Here is a 23,396-nt window from a genome sequence, read left to right as displayed (position 1 = left end):
GGGGGAATTTCCTGCTTCGGATGGCTGTACGAGGCAAATACGTCATCGGGTGCCGACGACAACCGTCGTCTCGTACCATCCCCGCTCCGCCGTCACCCGCACGTCGAACGCCACCGCGAGGACGTGCGTTTCGCCGTCCCTGTTCTGGACGACCACGCCTCGACTCGCGTTACAGGACCCGAACTGCCGATTCGGGCCGCGCGTCTCCGAGCAGTGGTCCGCCGTCCACGCCCGCGCTGCCGACCGATTGTATTCCACCTGATACACGGTTCCCGATTCGACGCGCGACGACCGAAGCGCGTTCACCACCGGTTCGAGGTCGGTTCGAACGGCGGAGACGGCCGCTTCTCGCCGCTGCCAGCGATACGACGACGGGATTCCCGTCGCCGCGGCGTGAACTCCCCGCGACAGAACTCGATGCGCGTTCCCGACCGGGGCCTCGTAGTCCCCGCTCGCGGCCACGTCCGCGCTGTAGCCCAGTTGGAGGTACGCGAACACTGCGGGTGCGAGCGCGACGGCGACCACGGCCGCCGCCGCGAGGACGAGTTGCGCGCGGTCCCTCACACGTACCACACCCAGATGGTCACGTCCCCGTTCGTGGTCGTCACCGTCGAGACCCCGACCGGGACACCGCCGGGTTTCCGATAGCCGACCGACCCGTGTGGCGTCTCGACCCGGAACATGAGATTGTCCGGGAGGATGCGGTCCACACGGGTCCGAAGCGCGTCCGCCTCGCGACGGAACGACGACTCCGACTCGATGATTTCCGCCAACCGCGTCGTTCCGCGATGTCGCGGTGCTTCGTGGACGAGAACCCTCCCCGTATCCTTCGCGTACATGTCGAGTTGCGTTTCACGCGCGTTCGGCGATGGAACGCCGAACGCGAACCCCATCGTGACGCCGAGAATCAGTACGACGCCGATTCCAGCCTCCACGACGGAAAGGGAGAGTTGGCCGCGGGACGATGAACCGCGCCGTGACGACCCGTTATGCATCGACCGTCACCGCCACGACCGCTTTTCGGGTTGTCTCCGGATAGTAGGTGACCTCGACGCTACCGGTCGGGAGGTCTCCGTCCGTTTCGAACGCGAACCGGGTCGTCTCGAATCGCGGAAGCGAGACGTGAAACCGGCCGTCCACCCCCGACGTGTTCCGTAGCACCACACGACCGTTCGCTCGAACGACGCTCACCGTCGTCCCGTCCGGGGGTCGGACGACGAGCGTCGCATTTGGCGTACGCCGTGGGAGGGTGAACTCGGGATCGCTCGCCGACAGCGGCGGCGTCCGCGTCACCGCGCTCCGGTTTTCGACGAGGACGATTCGACGCACCGTCGTCCCGCCCGTCGGGGACCCCCGCTCCGCGATGACCGTCTCGCCGACCCTGATTCGGAACGCCCGCTCGCCGAGGACCGGAAACCACCCCGTCAGTCGTGTCGCATTGCAACGGTCGAGCGCCGTCTCGTTGACGACGTTCGGGCGAACGGTCAGCGGGCTATCGGCCGAGATCAGACGTTCGCTGGTCGCAACGGCGCTGTGCCGTCTCGTGGGATTTCTGTCCGCACCGAGGAGCGCTCTGTCCGCGATTCCGACGCTCATCGTCGTCACCATCGTCAGTATGAGCAACGCGACGGCCAACGCGTGGAGGTTCATCTGTGCGCGTTCGGTTCGATGGTCGGCCTGCCGATGGCTCACGGTTCCCTCCCTCGCATCAGTTCCACGATGAGCCCGCGGGGACCGCTTCGAACGACGATAAACGCCGGTTCTCGACTCGACCAGTTTCCGCGCACCGTCGCCACCCTCGATGGAAGCGCGAGTCGAACGGTCGAATTCAACCGCTCGTTCGGATGGTCGAACGTCAGCGACTCCCCGTCCGCCCGAACGACGTACCCGCTCCCGCGAACCGTTTCGGGCAACGAGACATGGAGTCGAACGCGGACGTTCGTCCCGACCTCCGGAACGGCCTGTTGAATTCGTTCGGCCGATTTCGAGAGTACCCGTTGCCCTACCTCGTCTCCGACGGACGTCCTGTACTTCGGAACGACACCGCCGTAGAGCGTGGTCGTCAACAGCCCGATGTACAGCACGACGAGACCGGCTTCGAGTACCTTGCCGATGACCGGGCTGACCGCTCGGTCATCCGAGCGGACGATTCGGTCGTCCATCACAGCACCTCCGTGCGCATGTCGTGGACGACGAGATAGGCGAACCGCCGTCCCGGATATCGGGCGACGACGCTCGGAACCCCGTCGTCGTCGAAATCGTTCCGGGTCGTCGTCGCGTTTCGCTCCTCGAAGTATCGACGCCACGCGTCGGGAGTGCTCGTTTCCACCGCGATTCGGTAGGTTCCGTTGCCGAGCGTCGTCCGAGCGTGCGTGACGTTCGTGCGGACGAGCGCCGATTCGCCGCTGTTCGATACGACCGTCCGGTTCGAGGCGTCGAGTTTCGCAACACCGACGACGAGGAGTTCACTCCGTTCGGACGATGTGAACGGCGGTAGTGCGGTCATTCGTCCGGCGTCGTCTGTTCCTTGGATGACCGCACCCGCGAGGTACGCGACGCGCCTGTCACCGGTCGTGAAGACGAGGGCGTCCGCGCGAACGATCCGAACGGTTCCGGATTCGTTGAGGATCCTGAGTTCCCGGTCTACCGTCGTCAACGTCCCCGACGAAAACGACACGCGACCGCGATGAACCCCGGTCACTTCCACGGGGGAGAGCGCTCGGTCCATATCCGTCGCAACCCGTGCCGCGTCCGCCGTTGCGGCGTTGCGTTGAACTACCATCCCGACGCTAGCCGTCAACGACGCGAGCGAGAGCACGACGACGCCGAGGAGGAGTGCGACGGCGACGACGTTCGATTGGCCGCGCGTCATACCATTCCCACCCCCGCGAAAACGAAGTACGCAATCCCGACGAGCGCGGCGGAGTGGAGGAGCGCCTCGTAGAAACCGCGACTGGCGTAGCCGGCGAACCAACCGCACGCGAGCATGGTCGCTTGGGTGACGACGTAAAACCGCTGTCGGTCGCGGGCCGGTTGCACGGCGTTCGGATCGAGTGCGAATCCGGCGTTCGAGGAGGAAACCGCGGACAGCTGCGAGAAGCTATCGAGGACGTAGACGTTCACCGCGACCATGATGCCGACGACGAGCAGGGCGGTCATCCACCCGACGACGACGTACACGAGCATGTTCGAGCGCAGGGATTTCTTCTGATGGTAGAGGCGTCCGATTTCGATCTGTAGCGTCTCGAAAACGGTCTCAGTGTCGCCGCCGACGTCCAACGTCCCCGTCACGAGACCGATGGTCTGGTCCGCGAGCGGCGTCCCGACGTCATCGACGAACTGAGTGAGTGCGTCGCGCCGGAGGTCGCCCTCCCTGCTCGTGAGGTTCGAACTGAACGCGAGGTCGTTGACGTTCGGTTGGAGTGCGCCGAGGTCCACGTCCCGCGCGACGCGTTCGACCGCCGTGGAGAACGGCCGACCGAGGCTGACGTGGCTCGATACGGCGTGAACGAAATCCTTGATCTCCCTGTCCTTCGCGTCGTCGCGGCGGGACCGCCGAACGGACACCAACCCGACCGGAAGCGCGAACGCGACGTAGGACAGCAATACCGTGTTGACTGGCGTGTAACCGAGGTATCGGAGAAGCACACCCGTGCAAACCGTCGTCGGGACGAGGAGAACGGTCGTGTTTGCGGGATTGATGAATCCCGTCGTGAACAGGTCCGAAACGCGTTTGGAGCGCGAATGTGTCGCCGGAGACTGGTCCGCGGGGCGGAGTGACGACACCAACACCGCCGCACTCGCACCGATAGTGAGGATAAAAACGCCGCTTCCGTAGATGATGAAGCCACGAACCGACAACGCGCCGAACGGTGCCGGCGCTGGTGCCGCCAGTCCCGGCGCGAGGACGCTCATCACCGTCAGTACGATGACGAGGAGCGCCGGGACGACCAACAGGACGATGAACATCTCCGCCAGCAGTTCGAGGAAGTCCTGTGCCTGTTCGTGTGACCGCGACTGTCTGTGGCTCAACATACCTCCTTCCATCTGGAGGTACTGCTCCAACGCGTCCGGTCCCTGTTCTGCGTGATCGCGGAACTTGAGCAAAAACGGCGCGAGTACGTCTCGCGACGGCGTGTCGCGGGCGACGATTCGCAAGCCGTCATCGACGCTCCCGGTCAACGCGGTTTTGTTCAGCACCTTGCGAAACGCGACGGCGGTTTCGCCGTACGACTCCTCCCGGTCGGCGACCTTCCGGAGCATCGCGAGCAAATCGTCGCTTCCGGACGACAAGGCCCGAAGATACCGTACCGCACCCGGAAGCGTTTGCTCGATATTGGACCGGCGGGCACTCGCCGCCCAGCCGAGATACAACCCGCCGAACCACACGGTCGTTCGCTTTCCGAACGCAGCACAGAGGGCGGCAAACGCGGTCGCGGCGTACGCTCGCGGAACGGGTGGTACCGTGACCCGCTCGATGATGGGCATCCCAGCGTGGAGAAACGAAACGAACTTCGCCAGAACGCTCGGCGGAATCGCGAGCGTGAGAACCAACACCCACGCGAACGTTCCGAGAAACACGACCCACGACAGGCCGTACGTCCGCGAGAGAAACACGTCGAAACTGGCGTTCACGTCGGTCGCGCGGTACCGCTTCCTGTCACGGTCGTGTCGTCGGTGATCCGCGTGGCGCGAAAACAACGCGTAGAGCGCGCGGTCGAGGATACCGAGGCCGTTCGAGCCGTAGGAACCTTCGGCTGCTGGGCCCTCCCGTGGCTCCATCGCCGTCGATTCGGCGACGGTATTCATCCCGTTACCCCGTTCACAAAACGCATCATAAAACGAGCTAGCTGTGTCATTTAATTTAAACTCTCGGATTTCAGAACAGGTATGGGGGTAGATGCTTATTGCGACGCGTAGGGAAAAACGCTCGCCGGAGTCGATGGCCAGTCGGAGTGGAGCGTGACGACGGCGGGAGGTTCAGCGGATACTTCGTGTCCCATCGTTCGGTATCGACACCGATCGACTCTACATTCATTCGCTCACTTCCCGTGACACTCGTTCCACCGTTGCCGCCTCGTTGTTCTGGAGGTCGGCCAGGAATGAGAACAGTTCGTCGAAGTCCGTGACGCCCTCCCGTTCCAGATACTGCACGTAGCGATGCTTGCGGTGGAACTCGTTTTCGACCTCTTTCACGCTCCGGTCGGTTCGGTGGGCGAGGCGGTGGAAGAACCGAAAGCCGATGTCTCGCTCGTCGTCGCCGAGTTGCGGGTGGTCGTACTTCGTGTGGAAGGTGCCCTCGTGATCGCGCCACGCGAGGGCGTTCCAGTGAATCGCCGTGCCGTCCTTCTTCACCGTGCCACAGCGGCCGTCCAGTTCGGCCAACTCGTCCTCGGTCACGAGTTCCACGACTTCGCCGACGTAGCGCTCGCCGTCCACGTTTCGGGGGAACACCACGAGGTCGATTTCCTGGAGGAGATATGCGGAGAGGCCCTGTTCGACCACGCGATTGACGAGTTTCTCGATCGTCTCGGCGTGCGTCGTTCCGAGGAGGCCGTGACCCGTGTTCAGCGATTCGGCGAACGTGCGGAACGAGGCGGGCGTGTTGATTTCGGCGATGACTTCCACGTCCGGGTTGAGGTAGTTACATTCGGTCATCAGGTCCGCCATCGTCACGCGCTTGTAATCGTTTTCGTGGTCGCGGGTGGTGAGCGAGACGCCCGTTTCGTGGGGCAATCGGACCTCGCGTGACCCTTCGTCGATGCTGATTGGACGGTCGCGGTACGGGATGAACGGCATATGCGCGTTCATGAGCGTCGTTTTCCCGACCCCCGTCTGCCCAGAGAACAGCGCGACTCCGTGGTGTTCGTACAGTTGCCAGAACAGGGTGACGAGTTCGGTGGAGATGCTGTCGGCGTCGAGCAGGTCCACCGGCGTCATCGTGTCCGGTGCCTGCTTCCGAATCGAGATGTGCGGGCCGCCCTCCGAGATGACCGGAAGCGCGACGGCACACCGGATGGTCTCCTCGTCGGCCACGCCGTCGAGGGAGAGGTTCACCTTCGCGCTGGGATTGCTGGCGTTGAGTTCCACGCCGTCGGAGGCGGCCATCTGGGTGACGACGTTGACGAACGCCGATTCGTCCTCGAACGCGAGGTTCGTCGGGATGCGCTCGCCGTGGCCGATGGCGCGGCCGCGCGGAACGACCTTGATTCGCTCGCCGACCCGGTTCGCCTCGATGTCTTCGAGCAGGCCGTCCCGAATCGGAATCGTGAGTTTTCCGTGCCCGACGTAGTCCCGGAGGACGTAATACACGAGGTCAGTGAGTCGGTCGTCCGAGAACCGGTGGTCCACCGGCGGAACCGCGAGGTCGTATTCCGACAGCGCGGTCCGAACGCGATACTTCGCCGCATCGAACCACGCGCGGGTGTTCCGGGCGGTCAGCCGCCGGGAGAGGAACTGCGTCGCCCGCTCGCGGACGAAGGCCGCGCGGTCGTCCACGATGTCGCCGACGTGCGTCTCCCAGATGCGGTCCTTGCATTCCTCGATGAGTCGGTCGTCGTCCGGCAGGAGGTTGGGTTCGAGGACGGCGTACTTCGTGGCGAAGGAGTCCGTCCCGAGGAGGTGTTCCTCGTAGACGACGACCGGGATTCGGAACGCCCGGAAATCGACGGTGTGCGTCTCGATTCGTTCGCTGGCGAACCGGGCCAGATAGTCGGCATCAGCGGGGAGTTCGGTGTCGGCGGGTGCGTAGTCTTCCGTGTGGACGACGAGGTGGTCCCCCGCGGCGTCCGCGACTTCTATCTTTTCGTCCAACGCCAACGGCGTCAGTCGGTCGAGGCAAAGCAACTCGGCGAGCGCGTGATACTCGACCCGGCGGCGGGCCGAGTTCGAGAGGTCGGTCAATCGGTCGATGGCGCGACGATATTTCGGCTCGAACCCCTCCTCGACGCGTTCGACCGCTCCCTCCCGCGTGAGCGGGCGGCGGAGGTTCGCGGTGGCGAAGTACTCGCGAACACGGGCGAGTGCGTCTTCGTCCGACGAACCGAGCGCTGGCGTGCGAACGTCGTATCGAAAGCCGTCGTCGGTTTCCCGAATCGTGGCGACGACGCCGGGGTGAAGTTCGCGCTGGTCGCGCACGTCGGGCGCGTACCAGGCGTCGGGGACGTCCGGCGGAATCGGCGGGGGGACTGTTCCAGAGGTGTATTTGACAGTTCCCATCGAAGTTTCCACGGAAGACATGTCGTTACGAGGATGTGTAGAGCGCTATCCAGATTTAAACCTTTGGGAATGGCCTCATCATCTAACGGTAGTCATCGTACACATTTTTGTGAGGATGTCGTAACCGAAGAACGACCTCGCCAAAGACGTTCGAACTTCGCGAGGACGCGTAAAAACGAGGAGCAACGTCTCCTTTTATTCCGAAGGAACGAGGGTCCGGTGTACGGGTCGGTTCATGTGTGACGTCGAACGAAGAACCTGAAGTATAACCTCTCACTTCGACTCCGGTCGCTGATTTTGGGCTGTCTCGTCGTACGGCCTCCGTCTTCGTTCGAACGCAAAACATTTTCCGACCGACCGTTTCTTTAATTGGAAAAAAGAGTTATATCATTTCCTTCCGTCGGCATTCATGACTACGAGGTATCCAACGCCGCCCCATCTGGGGATCTATATAGTGGTATTATCCTGATAATGCCACTATTGGGAGAAAATGTTCGAATGGTGATATCCATACCGTTCCCTGTGGGAACAATACAAACGGGCGTAATATGAACTCCTATTATAAGCGGCTTTTACTACCTGTCGGTCACCTTCGGGTGAATGACGCGACAATCGAAGCGGGCGAACGGTGGCACCTCACGACGGAATTTCCTCGCGATAACCGGCAGCACTGCTGGTGCACTGGCCCTCGCAGGTTGTTCCAGCAGCGGGGACGACAGCAACGGGTCCTCGACCGAAGGTAACGGCGAGACGACGAAAGCCACCGATAGTTCCAACGGCGACAACGACAGTGGACAGAAGCTCTCGACCGAGGCGCTGACCGCGGACGGGTCTTCGACCGTGTACCCCATCACGGGTGACGGGGCGAGCTTTTGGAACTCGAATCCGGAACCGGGCGACGAGGACTACTGGCCGAAGAAGTGGGCCAAGGACGAATACAGCACCGACAAACGTCTCGCCGACTTCTTTGCAAGCAAGTACGGCTACGAAGCGACTGGAAAGCGGTCGAGTCCGCCGTTCCTCGCGAACGTCGCGCTGAGCCACTCCGGCACGGGTATCGAAGGCGTCATGGAAGGTCGCGTCGACATCGGCGACGCTAGTGCGCCCGCGAAAGCGGAACTCGAGGGCAAGAACGTCTCCGACTCGGAGATGAAGAAGTTCGTCGATCACGTCGTCGGCGTTGACGGCCAGCCCATCGTCGTGAGCAAGGAAATCAAGGACGCGGGCGTCAACAAGATCACACTCGACCAACTCAAGAAGATCTACAAGGGGCAGGTCAGCAACTGGAGCGAAGTCGGCGGTCCGGACAAGGAAATGCTCGTTCTCGGTCGTGCACCCGATTCCGGGACCGCGACGTCCTTCCGGAGCAACGTGTTCGGCGACGCGAACGCACAGACCAAACCCGACCAGCGCTACGGGAAGAACCAGCAACTCGCACAGGCTGTCGCACAGGCGGATAACGCCATCACGTACCTCGCACTCGCGTTCGTCAAGCCGGACGGACAAGTGCCGCCTATCGGACTCCAAATCGGCGACACGCTGTACGAGTACGGTAAAAACCTCGGCGCAAAAGACTACCCGCTCTCACGTGACCTCCACGCCTACACGTGGGAGGACACCTCGCGGCGCGAAGCGGCGTTCCTCAACTTCATTCTGAGCGATTTCGGTCAAGAAACATTCGTGAAAAAGAACAACTACTTCGCACTGCCGAAGGGGCGACTCGAAGAAGAACGCAAGAAGGTCGCGCCGAGCAAGTTCGACTGACCGCCGACGGCGGTCAGTCCACCGGATGCGAGTCGCACGAACGGATGACTATTCGAACACAGTATTCAGTATGGCAGACGCACTATCAACACGGATAACTAACTATTGGTCACAGCACGACGACGGAGCGCTGTTGTTGTGGGGATTCGGCGCGCTCACGTTACTCGCCGCGTTCGGCCTGTTTTTGAACAGTTCTCAGTGGACGGTCGCACCGGTCGCGCTGTTCGTCGTCCTCTCCGGCGTCGGTTGGTACTCCCACCAATCGGAGACCGCGATGGGACTGACGTTCCTCGCAACGATACTGACCGTCACCATCCTCGGCCTCATCATCACATTCATCTTCCTCGAAGCGTGGCCCGCACTGCGGAAGACCGGCGTCGCGATGATATACCGAACGGACACGAGTGGATCGTTTTGGCCCGCAGGCGACGGTCTGTACTACTTGTCGCCGATGATATTCGGCACGCTGGTGACGACGGTAATCGCCACTGCGGTCGCCGCCCCACTCGGCGTCGCCGGTGCGTTGTTCCTCTCGGAGATCGCCCCGCCGACGGTCCGCGAAGTCATCAAACCGGGCGTCGAGATGCTGGCCGGGATTCCCTCGATCACGTACGGGTTCATCGGGTTCGTCATCATCAACGACTACTTCTACAAGGAGTTGAACACGCCGACGTTCGGGAGCCTGTTCACGGTTGGATTGATCATCGGCATCATGGCGCTGCCGACCATCGTGACGGTCGCCGAGGACGCCCTATCGACGGTGCCGGAGTCTATGAAGAGCGGGTCGTTAGCCATGGGTTCGACCGACTGGCAGACGATGAAGAGCGTCACCATTCCGGCGGCGTTCTCCGGCGTCTCCGCCGCAGTATTGCTCGGCGTAGGCCGAGCGATGGGTGAGACGATGGCGGCGACCGTGATGATAACGCACAACGTCGGCTTCCCTGATCCGATCTTCGACGTGTTCGGACGCAAAGGAGAGACGCTGACGACGCTCATCGCGTTCAACGCGAACTCTTCGCACGGGCTGGCGCTGAGTTCGCTGTTCGCGGCCGGCGTCGTCCTCTTCCTGACCGTTCTCGTGTTGAGCGTCGGGTCGATGTACATCGAGACGCGGATGCAGGAGAAACTCGGAGGGAAACGATGAGTTCCGTCGAACGAACCGCACTCGTCGTGGACGAATCGACGACGGTCGATTACCTCGCCGCAGGCGTCATCGGCGTCGGACTGGTGGCGTTCGTGGCGAGTTGGTTGACGCTGTTTCAGTGGCTCGACGAGACGGCGAGCGTCCTCGGCGTCTCGCTGTTCACGGCACTGGGCGCGTTGTTGGGTGTGATGGGGCTCGGCGTCATCGCACTCGGTCTCGGGTCCCGATACGGTGTGTTCGCGGCGGAGCCATCGACGACCGCTGGCTTGCTCGTCGGCGTGTTGTTTGGCCTCGCTGGCTTCGTCATCGGCGGGTTGATAGCGTCCCAGACGGTCGGTTTAGGGACCACCGGCTGGCTCGCCGCTGCCGTCCTCCTCGGCGTGATTGCCACGGTAATCGCGGTCCTTCCGCGGGAGGACGTCGGTTCGACGCTCCCGGCGGGTTCGTTCCTGCTGTTCGTCAGCGGAGTCGTGGTTACCGGCGTCATCGATACGACGTGGACGTGGTCGCCGAGCGACCTCTCCATGACGTTTATCGGGCCGGTCGTCGTGCCGACGCTTGTCGTCTCGGCGTCCCTCGTCGGGTCGTGGAGCGCCGCGAAGGCACGCGCGGGATTCGGCGCTCGGGGACGTCAGAACGGCGCGTACCTCCTCGTGTTGATGAGCATCGCCGGGATGCTCGCAACCCTCCTCTTGTTGGTCGGGTTCATCGTCGTCAACGGGGTTGACACCGTCCTGACCGGGGCGAAACTCGGCGGAAAGGGGATCGTCTCGCTGCCATTCCTGACGAACGTCACCAAGAGTCTCTTCGTCGAGGTACCGGGAGTCTTCCCCGCCGTCGTGGGAACGCTTTGGCTCGTCGCGGGAGCCATCGCGTTCGCGGTTCCGCTCGGCGTCGGCGCGGCGGTGTTCATCACCGAGTACGCCGACCGCGGACGGTTCACCCAACTCGTCGAAGTCGCGACGAACGGCCTCTGGAGTACGCCAAGCATCGTCTTCGGGTTGTTCGGCATCGCGTTCATCATGCCGCGGATCAGTAACGGTCGGCGGTCGCTGCTCGCCGGAATGGTCGTCCTCGGGTTCATGCTCCTCCCGCTCGTGGTCATCACGAGCCGTGAGTCCATCAAAGCGGTTCCCACCGAGTACCGGGAAGCGAGCGTCGCGCTCGGCGTCTCGAAGTGGCAGACGATTCGTAGCGTCGTCCTTCCATCGGCGATGCCCGGCGTCATCACCGGCATCATCCTCGGTGTCGGTCGTATCGCTGGCGAGACTGCACCGCTGATTTTGGTGTACGGCGGCCCACCGTACCCGAATTCGAATCCGAACGTGCTAGGGTCGTTCGAGTTCACGTCCTCCCCGCCGTTCGTGACGAATCCGGAACTGCTGAAAGCGGGGAGTGCACTTCCATACCAGCTCTACACGTCGATAACGTCCGGGCTGCCGCCGGGCGAAGCGTTCACGGCCCAAGCCTTCGGCTGGGGGACGGCGCTCGTCTTATTGGTCGTCGTCCTCGGACTGTACGCTATCGGCATCGTCAGTCGGCTCTACTTCAGGAGGAAACTACACCATGAGTAATATCGCGTTGAACCAGAACGGCGAACAGACCACGACCACCACCGGCGAGACCGAAGAGCGGGTTCTAACGGAGTGGACGAATTACGAGTTCGATGACGAGACGAAACTCGCCGTCTCGGACCTCGACGTCTACTACGGCAACGACCACGCGCTAAAGGGCGTCTCGATGGACATTCCCGAAAAGAGTGTAACGGCGCTCATCGGTCCGTCAGGTTGCGGGAAATCGACGTTTCTTCGGTGTCTCAACCGAATGAACGACCGCATCGACGCTGCAGCCATCGACGGCTCGGTGACGCTCGACGGCGAGGAGATCTATCAGGACGGCGTGAACCTCGTGGAACTGCGTAAGCGCGTCGGCATGGTGTTCCAAAGCCCGAACCCGTTCCCGAAGTCCATCCGGGACAACATCTCCTACGGGCCGCGCAAGCACGGCGACATCCGGACGGGGTTGCTCGCGAGACTGCTCGACGACGACGACAGGGAGGCCGAATCGGACCTCGTCGAGCGGTCGCTTCGGGACGCCGCGCTGTGGGACGAGGTCAGTGACCGATTGGGCGACAACGCGCTCGGTCTCTCGGGCGGTCAGCAACAACGCCTCTGTATCGCGCGCTGTCTCGCGGTGAATCCGGAGGTCATCCTGATGGACGAACCGGCGAGCGCACTCGACCCCATCGCCACCGCGAAAATCGAGGAACTCATCGAGTCGCTGGCCGACGAGTACACCGTCGTCGTGGTCACGCACAACATGCAGCAGGCGGCGCGCATCAGCGACCAGACCGCCGTGTTCCTCACCGGCGGCGAACTCGTCGAGTACGATAGGACGGAGAAGATCTTCGAGGACCCGGATAGCCAACGCGTCGAAGAGTACATCACGGGCAAGTTCGGATGACGATGGAACTGGCGAACAACACGCGGACGGTACAGGCGACCGGTAGCTCTTCGTACACCATTTCCCTGCCCAAAAAGTGGATCGACGAACACGGTATCGATGCGGGGATGGAACTCTCGTTCTATCCCGCACACGGCGGTGAACTGGTCATCAAATCCGAGCGGACGTCCGCCAGAGGGCAGGGTGCTTCCGACGAACCGCGGGTCGATATCGCGGCGTTATCAGCCGCGGAAGTTCGACAGGTGGTGGACGCCCTGTACGCGATTGGCTGTAAGGAGTTCGCCCTCCGCGCCGAAAACGGCGTCAGTCCGAAACAGCGTCGCACGGTGGCCAACGCGGCGTCGAGCAAGACCGGGCTAGAAATCGAGCGCGAGTCGGGGTCGGAAATCCACTTCAGGACGGTCATCGACACGACGGCCATCTCGCTGGAACGGACCGTCCTCCAACTGCAGTACGCCGCGCTCTCGATGCAGCGAACCGTCGTTCGTGTTCTCGTCGATGGCTCCTTCGACGACCTCGAACGAATCGACGGACGGTGCGACGACGCGGCGCGGCGGTTCGAAGTCATCGACGGCCGGTTTCGGCGTGCACTCGCCGATGTCGAGGAACTCGACCGTCTCGGCCGCTCTCGACGGGCGGTGTTCGACCGGTATACGACTGCCGGGCACCTGCTTACTGTTACCGAACGGTTCCAGCGGGTGGCCGACCTGCTCCACGGTCGGGGGAACGTGGAGACGACCCCGTGGTCGGACGAGTTCGAGGACTGCGCACGCCGGTCGCGAACGCTCACGGAAGCGGCGGTCGATGCCGTTCTGACGGCGTCGCGCCCGCCGTACGAGACGGTTCGGGACGCCCGAAGGCTCGTCGAAGACGTCACCGACCTCCACCGGCGAGCGAACCGGGAGGACGGGCACGCGCACGTCTGGACGGTTGCGCTCGTCGGCCTCGAACGATCCGCGACGAGCGTAACGGAAATCGCCGAGCGAGCGGTGCAGGCGTCGCTCCGCGCATAGGGACGCTTCTCTTCCGAACGACTTCCGCTCTCGCTTTTCGAGGGATTTCCGTTCACACTACCACACGCTCAAGTAGCCTCAGTATCGAGAATAGTACATATCTATGATCGAAGTGGAATACCTTCGGAAAGAATACGGCGGCTTCACGGCCGTCGAGGGAAGTAGCTTTTCCGTCTCCGATGGGGAGGTGTTCGGCATCATCGGTCCGAACGGGGCGGGAAAGACGACCACCCTGAAGATGCTGTCGGGACTCATCGAACCGACCGCCGGGAGCGCACGGGTCGCGGGCTACGACGCACAGGACCCCGAGATGCGGACTCGGTTGGGTTTTCTCCCCGAGGAATCGCCGCTGTACGAGGACATGACGCCGCTATCGTATCTGTCCTTCTTCGCCGACCTCTACGACGTACCGACCGCCACCGAGCGGATTCATCAGACGCTGGACCGCCTTGAACTCGACCATCGCGCGCGACGGTTGGGAGATATGTCCAAGGGAATGCGGCGGAAGGTCGCCATCGCTCGTTCGTTGGTCAACGACCCGGACGTGTTGATTTACGACGAACCGGCGAGCGGGTTGGACCCGCTCACGACGAACTACATAATCGAGTTCACGCGGGAGTTGAGCGATTCGGGGAAGACGGTCGTGTTCAGCGCGCACAACCTGTTTCACGTCGAGAGCATCTGTGACCGAATCGTCGTGATGAACAACGGTCGAATCGTCGCGGGTGGGAGCGTCGAGGACCTCCGCGAAGAGTACGGACGAACCGAGTACCACGTCTCCACGACGGTCGAGGTCGCGGATGCAGTTCGGGAGAACGGAACCTATCGTCGCGTCGTGGGGAGCATGGACGCCGTGGCCGAAACGCGCGAACTCGTCGAAGCGTCCGGCGGGAGCGTCGTGGACATCGAGACGCACACGCCCAGTTTGGAGGACATATTTCTCGATTTGGCGACCGACGCGCCGGACGTGGAGGGCCGTCCGTGAAACGCCGCAAGACGCTTCGAATCGCACGCTGGGAGGTGAGCAAGAACGCTGGGCAGTTCGACCGCCGGACGCTGGTTCTCGTCGTCGTCGTACTCCTCTTCGTCGGCGTGCTGACGCCCATGGTCGCCAGTCGGGGCAACACCGTTGACGGCGGCATCTACCGCGTCGGCGTCAGCGAGGATAGCCGGTACTACGGCCCGGTCGCTTTCGACGGGACGTTCGTGGCCGTCGAACCGACCGCGGCGAACTACGATTCCGGCGCGTTCGACCTGTTCATTTGCCCGACCCGCGGAATTTCGGGGTGTCCCGCGAACACGATGCGCTACAAGGACTCTCCCAAGGGCAAAGCGGCGCTCGCGGAACTGCGGACGACGGTCGAACGGTACAACGACCGGCGGATGGCCGAGGAACCGGACAGCGCCGCCGCGTTCCCGGTGAACGTCACGCTCCGCTACGTGGCACAAAACGACACCGGCGGCTTCGCCGGGTCGGGAATTGGTAGGGGAACGGATTCGGGCGGGGAAGTCGCCACCCGAACCACGACGGCGGGAGAGATGCGCCTCGGCGGCGGGAGCGGAACGGGCGGCGGCGATGCCGGGGGAGGCGGTTCCAGCGGTTCGGCCGCGGCCCCGTCGGTCGGTTCCGGGTCGTCCATCTTCGTCGATAACGAGCGACGGGGGACGCCCTCGGACATCTCGCCGCCGTTTCCGTTCGAGTCGCTGATCCTCGCGTTCGCGTTCATCCTGCCGATGAACTTCGTGATTCAGGCCTACGCAAGCAGCGTCATCGAGGAGCGCATCAACGACCGCGGCGAGTTGCTCCTCGTCTCGCCGGTGTCCCGCGGCGACATCATCGTCGGAAAGACCCTGCCGTATCTCGTCGGCATGGTCGCCATCGCCACGGTGACGGCGGTCGGAATCGTCCGGTTTACGCCGCACGTCGGCACCGAACCGCTGGCCATCGCGAGCGCGGTGGTGACGGCCGTCTCGGCGGTGATTCCCATCGCGCTGTTGTTCCTCGCCAGCGCGTTCGTCGGCGCGATGTTCGCCCGCTCGTTCAAGGAACTCACGTTCGTCACGGTGTCGCTCAGCGTCTTCCTCACCTCCTACGCCTTCGTGCCGTCCGTGTTCACCGACGTGCATCCGATTGCGGCCATCTCGCCCCTGTCGCTGGTGGTCCGCGTGTTGCAGGGCGAACCGGTCGCGCTCGGTCAGTACGCCTTCTCGACGCTTCCGCTGTACCTCACCGCGGGCGCGTTGTTCGCGCTCGGCGCCGGCGTCTACCGCGAGGAGGACATGTTCACCCAACGCCCGGTGACGCTGAAGGCGCTCGACGCCCTCGACGGCCAACTACGCGGAAAGTGGAGCGTCGCGAAGGTCAGCGCGTTCTCGATTCCGTTCGTCTTCGTCGCGGAACTCCTCGCCGTGGCCCTCCTCTTTGCGCTTCCCGTGGAACTCTCGATTCCGGTGTTGCTCCTCGCCATCGCGTTTATCGAGGAAGTCGCAAAGAGCGTCCACGTCTACGCCGGATTCGCCCACGAGCGGTTCGACCGCTCGCTTCGGACGGTTGGTACCCTCGGTCTGCTCTCCGGGTTCGGCTTCTTCGCGGGCGAGAAACTGACCGCCATCGCCCAGTTGGTCGGACTTCCGAACCTCGAACTCGGGCGGGCGGCGTTCGGTGCCGCCACCGGCCTCGGCGTGGACGCGTCGCCGCTCGTCCTGTTGGGGCTGCTGTTCGCGCCGCTCGCGCTTCACTCGGTTACGGCGACCATCACGGCCTACGGTGCCGGCAAGGACCGAACCTGGTACGTCTGGACGCTGGTCGTCACGACGTTAGTTCACGCCGCCTACAACCTAACGGTGGTGAACGCCCTTGGATAAGCGTCTCACCGTCGCGCGGCGGGAGTTGGCGTCGCTCAGGAGCGAGAAGACCATCGTGTTGGCGATACTGATTCAACTGCTCATCGCGGCGTTCTCGTCGTTCCTCGCGGTCGGATTGGTGTCGATGTACGACCCCGAGTCCGCCTCCGACAACGTCGTCGTCTCCTTCGGCGTGACGGGCGACGCGAGCGACGAACTCGCTCCGGTTCTCGCCTCCGACGATGCGTGGAAAGGGGTTCGGTACCGGACCCAGCGCGGCGCGATGGATGATTTCCGTTCCGGGGAGGTGCAAGCGGTCCTCCACGTCGAGCGCACCGCGAGCGGACGCCTCGACGTGACCGCTATCGCCCCGGATGGCAACATACAGACGACGCTGGTCGTGACCCAGATAAAGGAGGTGCTCGACGAACTGGAACGTCACCAGCGGACGCAATTATCGGCGCGACTCGAACGGTCCGTCGTCGCGCCACCGCCGGAGAAGGGTGCGAGCCCGTACTTCGGGTTCACCTATACGGTACTCATCCCGATGCTGATGTTTCTGCCCGTGTTCATCAGCGGGAGCGTCGCCGTGGACACCATCGCGGAGGAGTACGACCGCGGAACCCTCGAACTCCTCAGGGTGACGCCGCTGACGGGCATCGATATCGTGGACGGCAAACTGCTGGCGATGGGCATCCTCGCGCCGGTGCAGGCCGCGGCGTGGTTGATTCTCCTTTCGTTCAACGGAACGAGCGTCGCTAACTCACTCGAAATCGTGGTCCTCGTAACCGCCTTCTCGGTAACTATCGTCGCGCTCGGGGCGATACTGGCGCTGCGGTTTCGGGACAGAAAGCAGGCCCAGTTCCTGTTCTCGATGGCGATGCTCGTCGTCTTCAGCGGGACGTACCTGCTCCCCGAAGCGCCCGCAAACACCGTCGCGAAACTCGCTATCGGGAGTCCGACGACGTTCACGCACGCGATGGTCGCATTCTATCTGGTGGCGTCGCTCCTCGGCTACGGACTGGTCCGGCGGGTCGTCGGGAGTGGTCGGCTACTGACGACCGCGTGAGCGGCATGGTGACGGGTCGGCCGTGCCACTCGATTCCCCGTTTCGACAGATCGGACGCCGTTCAGTGTCGAATCGGGATGATGTTTTCCATATATAGGTATTTGAATCAATCTAGCTTCCTATTATAAATACTATAGTACTGGCCGAAGTATGTCGAAATATGGTGTCAGAACGACTCCAGACGTTGAATCGGCGAACGTTCGTTGGAACCGGCGCGGCCGTCGCGAGCACCGCGTTAGCCGGAGTCGGAACCGCACAGGAGTGTTCCGACGACGCAGACGAGGGTCAGGGTGCGGACGACGACCACGGTCACGACGGGGGAGACGACGAGGACGGGGTCACATACGTCGCCCATCGTGGGTACAAGGGGATGTATCCGGAGAACACCCTCCGGGCGTTCGAGGCGGCCTCCCGGACGGCGGACATGATAGAACTCGACATCATGCCGTGTGCGGGCGGCGAAATCGTCGTCTTCCACGACGAGAAACTCGGCGCGCGCGACGGCGGAACCCGCGGCCTTACCGACGAGCACGGATACGTCTGGGAGAACGACTGCGAGACGGTGCGGAACGCGAACGTCCTCGGAAGCGGGGAAACCGTACCGCTCCTCTCGGAAGCGCTCGAAGTCATCCCGGACCATGTCGCCGTGAACATCGAGTTCAAAAATCCCGGTTCGGCGGCGGCACAGTCCTCGACGGACCTCTCCGGTTCGGAACTGGAGGCCGGAAAGGACCGTTGGCGGTCGTTCACGGAGAAGGCGCTCGACATCGCCGACGAGTACGAAAACGACATCCTCGTCTCCTCGTTCTACGAGGCGGCCATCGCAACCGTCCGCGAACTCGACCCGGAGATGCCCGTCGGCTACCTGCTCTGGGACTCCATTGAACGCGGCCTCGACATCGTGCGCGAGTACGACTGCGAGGCGGTCAACCCCCCGTACAACATGGTGCAGGGGTCGCCGTTCTTCAACGACCCGTACTACCTCGACGACCCGCAGTTCGCGGACATCGACCTCGTGCAGGTCGCTCACGACGAGGGTCGCGAGGTCAACGTCTACACCCTCGATACGTGGTATCAGGCCGACCGACTGGCGGAGGCGGGCGTCGACGGACTCATCGCCAACTACCCGAATCTGCTCCGAGAGTAGCCGCTTCGTGAGTCCGAAGGACGTATTCTTTGAATGGTCTGCACGGAACGACACGCTCGAACCGTGCGAAAAAGTGCCCTCGTGAAGTTACATCTCGACGGTCGTCCCACAGTCGGGACATTCGAGGTAGATCCCGTCGTCGCCCATATTGAACGCGAGAACGTCACTCTCACACTCCGGACAGGGCTGTGCGACGCGTACGTCGGTCGAGTCACGTGGCGCACCGAGCGCGAGTGCGACCACGTCGTCGTCCGATTCGTTGCGACCCTGCTGATACTCTCCCGCCGGGAACCGGATTGCTTCCCCGCCACCCACCTCGATGATTTCGCTTTCGGCGTCCGCCTCGGGTTTGATCTCGAACGTTGCGGTTCCCTCCACGATGTAGAAGATCTCCTCCTGATCGAGGTGCGTGTGAAGTCCGCCCGAGAAGGCCTCGCCCGGTTCGAGCGCGTAGCGGTTGAGAGACATGTCCTCCGTCTCCAGTGGGTCCGAGAGCCCGCGACGGTCGGCGTCACCCATTCCTCCGGATTCCACGTCGTCGATATCGATTCGTTGCATACGTTGAATTCACTTCTCGCGGGACATAGGTTTATTGTCTCCACTCGTTCGGAGTCGACCGCGACCCACGGTCGTCGGACGGAATGCCCGGACGGCCATCGACGCCCCCGAGCGGGAACACAGTCCCGCAGTATCCGACGAACGCTCGACGCTTCGTGCGATGTGATGAACGGCGGTCTCGAAGCATAGGCGTTGGTTATCAGAAGGTGGTTTTCGAACCGCGGTACTATCCCGTTTCCCACCGTACTGCCACCGATGTACGACGACATTCTTGTTCCCACGGACGGCAGCGAATCGGCCACGGAAGCGGTGCGGAACGCCGTCGAACTGGCGACGCAGTTCGACGCAACGATTCACGCACTCTACGTCATCGACATCGGCGCGATGTGGCCCGACGCCTACGAGGGAAACGTCCTGAACGACCTCGAAACGCGCGGGAAAGCGGCGGTCGAGAGGGTCCGAGAGCTGGCGGAGGAGGAAGGCGTCGCCGTCACCGACGACGTGGTGACGGGCGGACATCCCCACCGCATGATTCTCGACTACGCCGACGAGAACGACATCGACTGCATCGTCATGGGAACGCACGGGCGGCGCGGCCTCGACCGCTACCTGCTCGGCAGCGTCACCGAGCGCGTCGTGCGGTTGGCCGATGTGCCGGTGCTGACCGTTCACGCCCCCAAGAAGTGAGATTCGCCGGGGTTCTCCACCGACGCGGCGATTGACGTTCTTCCCCGCTTAGTTCCTTCCTCATGACGATTCCGCTCGTCGCAGTCGTCTCCATCGCCCTCGGCTTCGGCCTCGTCGCTGTGTCGTGAGTTCGAGTTCCGGGTTCAGTATCGTCGCGTTTCCCACCGGTCCCAGTTTTCGGTGATTTCGTCCACCAGCCTCGACCCGACGCGATACACGTTCGTCACGCTGGGAAGGAAACCGCCGGAATCCGCGGCGAGGCTCTCCCGTACCGACTGACAGGGATGCGGTTGGTCGAAGTTCGACACGCTCCGAAGGCTGACGTATCGGTCCAAGTGACCGAAACGATCGAGAACGCGCGCGGTGGCGAAGTCCTCCATCTCCGTTGTCGCGTAGGTACTCACGCCGTACTTCTCCGCGATGTATCCGGCTTGGTCGGAGAGCGTGGACCCGTGCCAGTACGTGTCGCCACACATCGTCGTACCGACGCCGACGAACGGGTCAGACTGGGCGGTTTCCTGTGGGTACAGTTTCCGATACTCCTTTGCGCGTTCCGTATCGGTGAGGTTCGCGCGTTCTCCGAGACGCCGAGCGGTCTTCACGAGGTTCCCGTTCAACTCGTAGACGTGGTCTGGCCGGTTCGGGCGGAACATCATGGCGTACGGGTCGGCGTCGCCGTCGGCGCGCGACCAGCGATGAACCAGGTCCCAATCGGCGACCGCATCGCTCACGAACACCGACCCGAGCGTTCCGACGTCCGGCGGCGAACCGGCGATACCCGCGGTGACGAAGTAGGTGTTCTCGAAGTCGAACTTCGGCGAGCGGAGTATCGACGACAACGAGGTAGCGGCGTTCGTTTTCCCGATTCCGACGACGGTTCCGGCGATGCCGTCGTCGTTGTGATACACCGGCGCGAACGCTCCCGGAACGTCCACGGCCTCGGTGAGGTCGTAGTTCCGATACCACAACTGGAACTCACCGGGTGCGTCGCCCGTTCCCTCCCGTTTTTTCAGGTTCGCGACTTCGAAGGCGGCGATGACGAAGACCTTGACGTCGACCGGGTCGTCCGTCGTTTCCGAAGTCGAATCTGTACTCCCGGTCGCCGTTCCCATCAAACCGGCACCGAGCGTGGTCCCGGTCGCTTTGAGAAATCGTCGTCGAATCATCTCGTTCCGCTTTTGAGCCATACTTGCGGTCTCGAATTCACACCCTTTAACGCTCCGAATCCATCACAAATTCATGCATAATCTTGTATTAAATGTAGTTTTTATATACACGATCTCGCAATCATATGTGCTCTAATAATGGGGTATTCGATCTGCATTCAACTCAAGGGGCGTCAGCATGGGTTTCCGAGTCCTCGGCGTCCGTGTTCTTCGGCGAGACAGTTGGCCCCGACATCGACGGGTGACTCGGTGCTGTGAGGACTTCGTTTCATCGCCGTATTGTCATCTTAGAAACTAGTGCTCTATATTTTATTTATTTTGGGCAAATAAATATATCATTCTTATCTTTCTTTTATTGTACGTGATGGATGGCAAAAACAGCGATCGAGAATCGGAAGCGAACACTACGGACAGCGGATTTCGACTGAATCGACGGCGGGCGATTCAACTAGCGGGCCTCGGCATCGGAAGCGTGGCGATGTCTGGAGGGGGCTCCGCCGCGGAGACGACGGAAGAAGGGGACTGTGCGGAGGGACCGTTCGAGCGAACCTACTCCGGCGGAACCGTGAACTTCGGGCGAATCGCGTCCCGTTCCGGGCGAACGGGGATGAAGGGGCAATCGACGGCGGCCGGGGAACCGGCGAGCAAGCGGGAAATCGAAGCGTCGCGGGCGCACGGACAGCACGGACGGCATCGACACGACCAGAAACACGGCTGGTGGGACGACGACGATGAACTGTCGATTCTCACCGAGTACGACGGCGTGAACGCCGAGCAGACGAGCGGCGGCGTCCCCTCCGACTCGCAGATCGCGGCGGGGTACGGCAAGGTGATTCACGCGGTCAACACGCAGGTCGCGGTGTTCGACAAACGGTCCGGACACGAGGAGCTCTCGGTCCAGTTGAACGACATCTTTGCGCCGGTCATCGACGAACCCGAGGGCGGGTACGCGTACGGCGAACCGTTCGTCTTCGACCCGCGGGCGCGGTACGACCGACGGGAAAACCGGTACGTCGTCGCCGCGGTCCAGTACGAACCCGGCATCACCGAGAACGGCGAACTCGTCACCCGCGAGGAGATGGAAGAGCGCGCGGGCGGCGAACCGGGAGAGGGCGAAGATGGAGAAGACGGTGAAGGCGAGGACGACGCGGAATCCGAGGCCGAAGCGCTCGCACGGCCGCCACGAGGGTGGTGGGTCGTCGCCGTCTCCGAGACGCCGAACCCGAACGGGAAGTGGAACGTCTACCGGATTCCGCCGCTCGACAACGAAGGTCTCGTGGATTACCCGACGCTCGGGTTGGACAGGGACGCCATCTACCTCGCACAGAACTTCTTCGGCGACGCGGTGTCGGTGACGATGGTGGCGCTCGACAAGGAGGCCATCTACCGCGGTCGGACCACTACCGGCAATCACTTCACCGACCTGGACAACCCGAACGTCGAGCAGGACGACTTCACCCTGCAACCGGCGCTCCAACCGTCCTCCGGCGGCAGACGCGGTACGTTCTACCTGCTGGATTCGACCTTCCCGGACCCGACGGCGAGCGCGCTCACGATGTGGGAGTTGACCGACCCGCTCGATGACCCGACGCTGGAATGTCACACCGTTCCCGTCGAGGAGTTCTCGTATCCGCCGACCGCCGAGCAACCGGATTCGGACAAGCGAATCGATACGCTCGGCACGCGACAGATGAACCTCGATTACAACGACGGGTCGCTGTGGACGGCCCACACAATCGCTTACGACTGGAACGGCGACGGCGAGACAGTTGCCGCCATCAAGTGGTACGAAGTGGACACGCGGACGCGGCAGGTCGTCCAGAGCGGCGTGTACGGCGAACCGGGCACGTCGTACTTCATTCCGACCATCCAGTCGGACGACGACACGACCGTCATCACGCACAACGTGAGCGGTCCCGACACCTTCCCGAGCATGGCGGTCGCGGGCCGAACGGAGGGGTACGAACGGAACAAACTGGAGGATTCCGTCGTCGTCGAGGAAGGGAAATCGCACTACGACTACGGCGAAGGCGAGGAGGTCATGCGATGGGGCGATTACAACGGAATCTCGGTGGATCCGCACACCGGGACGTTCTGGACGGTGAGCCAGTATTCGCCGGACATCGACATCGACCCCGCCGCCGAGGAGCGTGACCCGTACCACACGCGCATCGCGGAAGTGACGTTCGGCGACGGGCGGGGTCACGATCACCACGGCGGTCACGGAGGCCACCATCACGGCGACCGCGACGACCGCGATCACGATCGCGGGCACGACGGCCACGGCCGCCACCGCTGGGACTGACGACGGTTCCGAAAAACG

General features: G+C 62.8%; 21 protein-coding genes. 12 read left to right on the top strand and 9 right to left on the bottom strand.

The features are described from left to right. Nucleotides 1-42 precede the first annotated feature (42 nt). From LJF34_RS07045 to LJF34_RS07015, 7 genes are all read right to left on the bottom strand, one after another. Complete coding sequence (locus LJF34_RS07045) at nucleotides 43-564, bottom strand: hypothetical protein (protein WP_231184151.1); 522 nt, start codon at nucleotides 562-564, stop codon at nucleotides 43-45. Continuing rightward, nucleotides 561-995 carry a hypothetical protein gene (locus tag LJF34_RS07040; RefSeq protein ID WP_231184150.1) on the bottom strand — a complete coding sequence of 145 codons (435 nt, stop codon included), beginning with the start codon at nucleotides 993-995 and terminating at the stop codon, nucleotides 561-563. Before LJF34_RS07040 ends, LJF34_RS07045 begins: the two co-directional genes overlap by 4 nt. Next, nucleotides 988-1,692 (bottom strand): hypothetical protein, encoded by a 705-nt coding sequence (locus LJF34_RS07035; protein ID WP_231184149.1) that lies wholly within the window; start codon nucleotides 1,690-1,692, stop codon nucleotides 988-990. Before LJF34_RS07035 ends, LJF34_RS07040 begins: the two co-directional genes overlap by 8 nt. Beyond that, nucleotides 1,689-2,162: a hypothetical protein gene (locus LJF34_RS07030; protein ID WP_231184148.1), complete on the bottom strand. Its 474-nt coding sequence runs from the start codon at nucleotides 2,160-2,162 to the stop codon at nucleotides 1,689-1,691. The genes LJF34_RS07035 and LJF34_RS07030 overlap by 4 nt, the downstream gene beginning before the upstream one ends. Further along, nucleotides 2,162-2,872 (bottom strand): hypothetical protein, encoded by a 711-nt coding sequence (locus LJF34_RS07025; protein ID WP_231184147.1) that lies wholly within the window; start codon nucleotides 2,870-2,872, stop codon nucleotides 2,162-2,164. Before LJF34_RS07025 ends, LJF34_RS07030 begins: the two co-directional genes overlap by 1 nt. Beyond that, a complete protein-coding gene (locus LJF34_RS07020; RefSeq protein ID WP_231184146.1) occupies nucleotides 2,869-4,809 on the bottom strand; it encodes a type II secretion system F family protein in 1,941 nt (646 codons plus the stop codon). The genes LJF34_RS07025 and LJF34_RS07020 overlap by 4 nt, the downstream gene beginning before the upstream one ends. A 225-nt stretch (nucleotides 4,810-5,034) precedes the next feature. Then, nucleotides 5,035-7,218: a type II/IV secretion system ATPase subunit gene (locus LJF34_RS07015; RefSeq protein ID WP_231184145.1), complete on the bottom strand. Its 2,184-nt coding sequence runs from the start codon at nucleotides 7,216-7,218 to the stop codon at nucleotides 5,035-5,037. A 600-nt stretch (nucleotides 7,219-7,818) separates the two neighbouring features. Here LJF34_RS07015 and LJF34_RS07010 point away from each other — a divergent pair. The 9 genes from LJF34_RS07010 to LJF34_RS06970 all read left to right on the top strand — a co-directional run bounded on the left by LJF34_RS07010 (nucleotide 7,819) and on the right by LJF34_RS06970 (nucleotide 18,662). Further along, nucleotides 7,819-8,982, top strand: a complete 1,164-nt coding sequence (locus LJF34_RS07010; protein WP_231184144.1) for a substrate-binding domain-containing protein — start codon at nucleotides 7,819-7,821, stop codon at nucleotides 8,980-8,982. A gap of 70 nt (nucleotides 8,983-9,052) precedes the next feature. Further along, the gene (gene pstC, locus LJF34_RS07005) at nucleotides 9,053-10,126 is read left to right on the top strand and encodes a phosphate ABC transporter permease subunit PstC (RefSeq protein WP_231184142.1); all 1,074 of its coding nucleotides are present in this window, start codon (nucleotides 9,053-9,055) and stop codon (nucleotides 10,124-10,126) included. Beyond that, the gene (gene pstA / locus LJF34_RS07000) at nucleotides 10,123-11,700 is read left to right on the top strand and encodes a phosphate ABC transporter permease PstA (RefSeq protein ID WP_231184140.1); all 1,578 of its coding nucleotides are present in this window, start codon (nucleotides 10,123-10,125) and stop codon (nucleotides 11,698-11,700) included. The genes pstC and pstA overlap by 4 nt, the downstream gene beginning before the upstream one ends. Then, nucleotides 11,693-12,589, top strand: a complete 897-nt coding sequence (gene pstB, locus LJF34_RS06995) for a phosphate ABC transporter ATP-binding protein PstB (RefSeq protein ID WP_231184138.1) — start codon at nucleotides 11,693-11,695, stop codon at nucleotides 12,587-12,589. The genes pstA and pstB overlap by 8 nt, the downstream gene beginning before the upstream one ends. Next, nucleotides 12,586-13,602 carry an AbrB/MazE/SpoVT family DNA-binding domain-containing protein gene (locus LJF34_RS06990; RefSeq protein WP_231184137.1) on the top strand — a complete coding sequence of 339 codons (1,017 nt, stop codon included), beginning with the start codon at nucleotides 12,586-12,588 and terminating at the stop codon, nucleotides 13,600-13,602. The genes pstB and LJF34_RS06990 overlap by 4 nt, the downstream gene beginning before the upstream one ends. Before the next feature lie 103 nt (nucleotides 13,603-13,705). Then, a complete protein-coding gene (locus LJF34_RS06985) occupies nucleotides 13,706-14,587 on the top strand; it encodes an ABC transporter ATP-binding protein (protein WP_231184136.1) in 882 nt (293 codons plus the stop codon). After that, on the top strand, nucleotides 14,584-16,467 hold the full coding sequence (locus LJF34_RS06980; protein WP_231184135.1) for an ABC transporter permease subunit: 1,884 nt from the start codon (nucleotides 14,584-14,586) through the stop codon (nucleotides 16,465-16,467). The genes LJF34_RS06985 and LJF34_RS06980 overlap by 4 nt, the downstream gene beginning before the upstream one ends. Next, nucleotides 16,460-17,515: an ABC transporter permease gene (locus tag LJF34_RS06975; protein ID WP_231184134.1), complete on the top strand. Its 1,056-nt coding sequence runs from the start codon at nucleotides 16,460-16,462 to the stop codon at nucleotides 17,513-17,515. Before LJF34_RS06980 ends, LJF34_RS06975 begins: the two co-directional genes overlap by 8 nt. Before the next feature lie 160 nt (nucleotides 17,516-17,675). Then, the gene (locus tag LJF34_RS06970) at nucleotides 17,676-18,662 is read left to right on the top strand and encodes a glycerophosphodiester phosphodiesterase (RefSeq protein ID WP_231184133.1); all 987 of its coding nucleotides are present in this window, start codon (nucleotides 17,676-17,678) and stop codon (nucleotides 18,660-18,662) included. A gap of 87 nt (nucleotides 18,663-18,749) precedes the next feature. Here LJF34_RS06970 and LJF34_RS06965 read toward each other — a convergent pair whose 3' ends face one another. After that, nucleotides 18,750-19,220, bottom strand: a complete 471-nt coding sequence (locus LJF34_RS06965; protein WP_231184132.1) for a cupin domain-containing protein — start codon at nucleotides 19,218-19,220, stop codon at nucleotides 18,750-18,752. Between the two features lie 34 nt (nucleotides 19,221-19,254). Here LJF34_RS06965 and LJF34_RS28875 point away from each other — a divergent pair, with 34 nt between their 5' ends. Both LJF34_RS28875 and LJF34_RS06960 read left to right on the top strand, forming a co-directional pair. Next, nucleotides 19,255-19,386, top strand: a complete 132-nt coding sequence (locus tag LJF34_RS28875; RefSeq protein ID WP_255665742.1) for a hypothetical protein — start codon at nucleotides 19,255-19,257, stop codon at nucleotides 19,384-19,386. An 89-nt stretch (nucleotides 19,387-19,475) separates the two neighbouring features. Continuing rightward, nucleotides 19,476-19,907: a universal stress protein gene (locus LJF34_RS06960; RefSeq protein WP_231184131.1), complete on the top strand. Its 432-nt coding sequence runs from the start codon at nucleotides 19,476-19,478 to the stop codon at nucleotides 19,905-19,907. A gap of 143 nt (nucleotides 19,908-20,050) precedes the next feature. Here LJF34_RS06960 and LJF34_RS06955 read toward each other — a convergent pair whose 3' ends face one another. Next, nucleotides 20,051-21,094 carry a purine nucleoside permease gene (locus tag LJF34_RS06955; RefSeq protein WP_231184130.1) on the bottom strand — a complete coding sequence of 348 codons (1,044 nt, stop codon included), beginning with the start codon at nucleotides 21,092-21,094 and terminating at the stop codon, nucleotides 20,051-20,053. Between the two features lie 343 nt (nucleotides 21,095-21,437). Here LJF34_RS06955 and LJF34_RS06950 point away from each other — a divergent pair, with 343 nt between their 5' ends. Next, on the top strand, nucleotides 21,438-23,378 hold the full coding sequence (locus LJF34_RS06950; protein WP_231184129.1) for a hypothetical protein: 1,941 nt from the start codon (nucleotides 21,438-21,440) through the stop codon (nucleotides 23,376-23,378). Nucleotides 23,379-23,396 lie beyond the last annotated feature (18 nt).

The sequence above is a fragment of the Haladaptatus sp. DYF46 genome (assembly GCF_021083305.1).
GTDB lineage: Archaea > Halobacteriota > Halobacteria > Halobacteriales > Haladaptataceae > Haladaptatus.
Note: the sequence above shows the minus strand (reverse complement) of the source record. Positions and strands in the feature narration are given on the sequence as shown.

Coding starts and splice junctions, on each gene's coding strand:
- LJF34_RS07010 (WP_231184144.1), top strand. CDS start 7,819: ATGACGCGACAATCGAAGCGGGCGAACGGTGGCACCTCACGACGGAAT.
- LJF34_RS07040 (WP_231184150.1), bottom strand. CDS start 995: ATGCATAACGGGTCGTCACGGCGCGGTTCATCGTCCCGCGGCCAACTC.
- pstB (WP_231184138.1), top strand. CDS start 11,693: ATGAGTAATATCGCGTTGAACCAGAACGGCGAACAGACCACGACCACC.
- LJF34_RS06960 (WP_231184131.1), top strand. CDS start 19,476: ATGTACGACGACATTCTTGTTCCCACGGACGGCAGCGAATCGGCCACG.
- pstA (WP_231184140.1), top strand. CDS start 10,123: ATGAGTTCCGTCGAACGAACCGCACTCGTCGTGGACGAATCGACGACG.
- pstC (WP_231184142.1), top strand. CDS start 9,053: ATGGCAGACGCACTATCAACACGGATAACTAACTATTGGTCACAGCAC.
- LJF34_RS06950 (WP_231184129.1), top strand. CDS start 21,438: ATGGATGGCAAAAACAGCGATCGAGAATCGGAAGCGAACACTACGGAC.
- LJF34_RS07015 (WP_231184145.1), bottom strand. CDS start 7,218: ATGGGAACTGTCAAATACACCTCTGGAACAGTCCCCCCGCCGATTCCG.
- LJF34_RS06955 (WP_231184130.1), bottom strand. CDS start 21,094: ATGGCTCAAAAGCGGAACGAGATGATTCGACGACGATTTCTCAAAGCG.
- LJF34_RS06990 (WP_231184137.1), top strand. CDS start 12,586: ATGACGATGGAACTGGCGAACAACACGCGGACGGTACAGGCGACCGGT.
- LJF34_RS07030 (WP_231184148.1), bottom strand. CDS start 2,162: ATGGACGACCGAATCGTCCGCTCGGATGACCGAGCGGTCAGCCCGGTC.
- LJF34_RS06965 (WP_231184132.1), bottom strand. CDS start 19,220: ATGCAACGAATCGATATCGACGACGTGGAATCCGGAGGAATGGGTGAC.
- LJF34_RS06985 (WP_231184136.1), top strand. CDS start 13,706: ATGATCGAAGTGGAATACCTTCGGAAAGAATACGGCGGCTTCACGGCC.
- LJF34_RS06970 (WP_231184133.1), top strand. CDS start 17,676: ATGGTGTCAGAACGACTCCAGACGTTGAATCGGCGAACGTTCGTTGGA.
- LJF34_RS07025 (WP_231184147.1), bottom strand. CDS start 2,872: ATGACGCGCGGCCAATCGAACGTCGTCGCCGTCGCACTCCTCCTCGGC.
- LJF34_RS07020 (WP_231184146.1), bottom strand. CDS start 4,809: ATGAATACCGTCGCCGAATCGACGGCGATGGAGCCACGGGAGGGCCCA.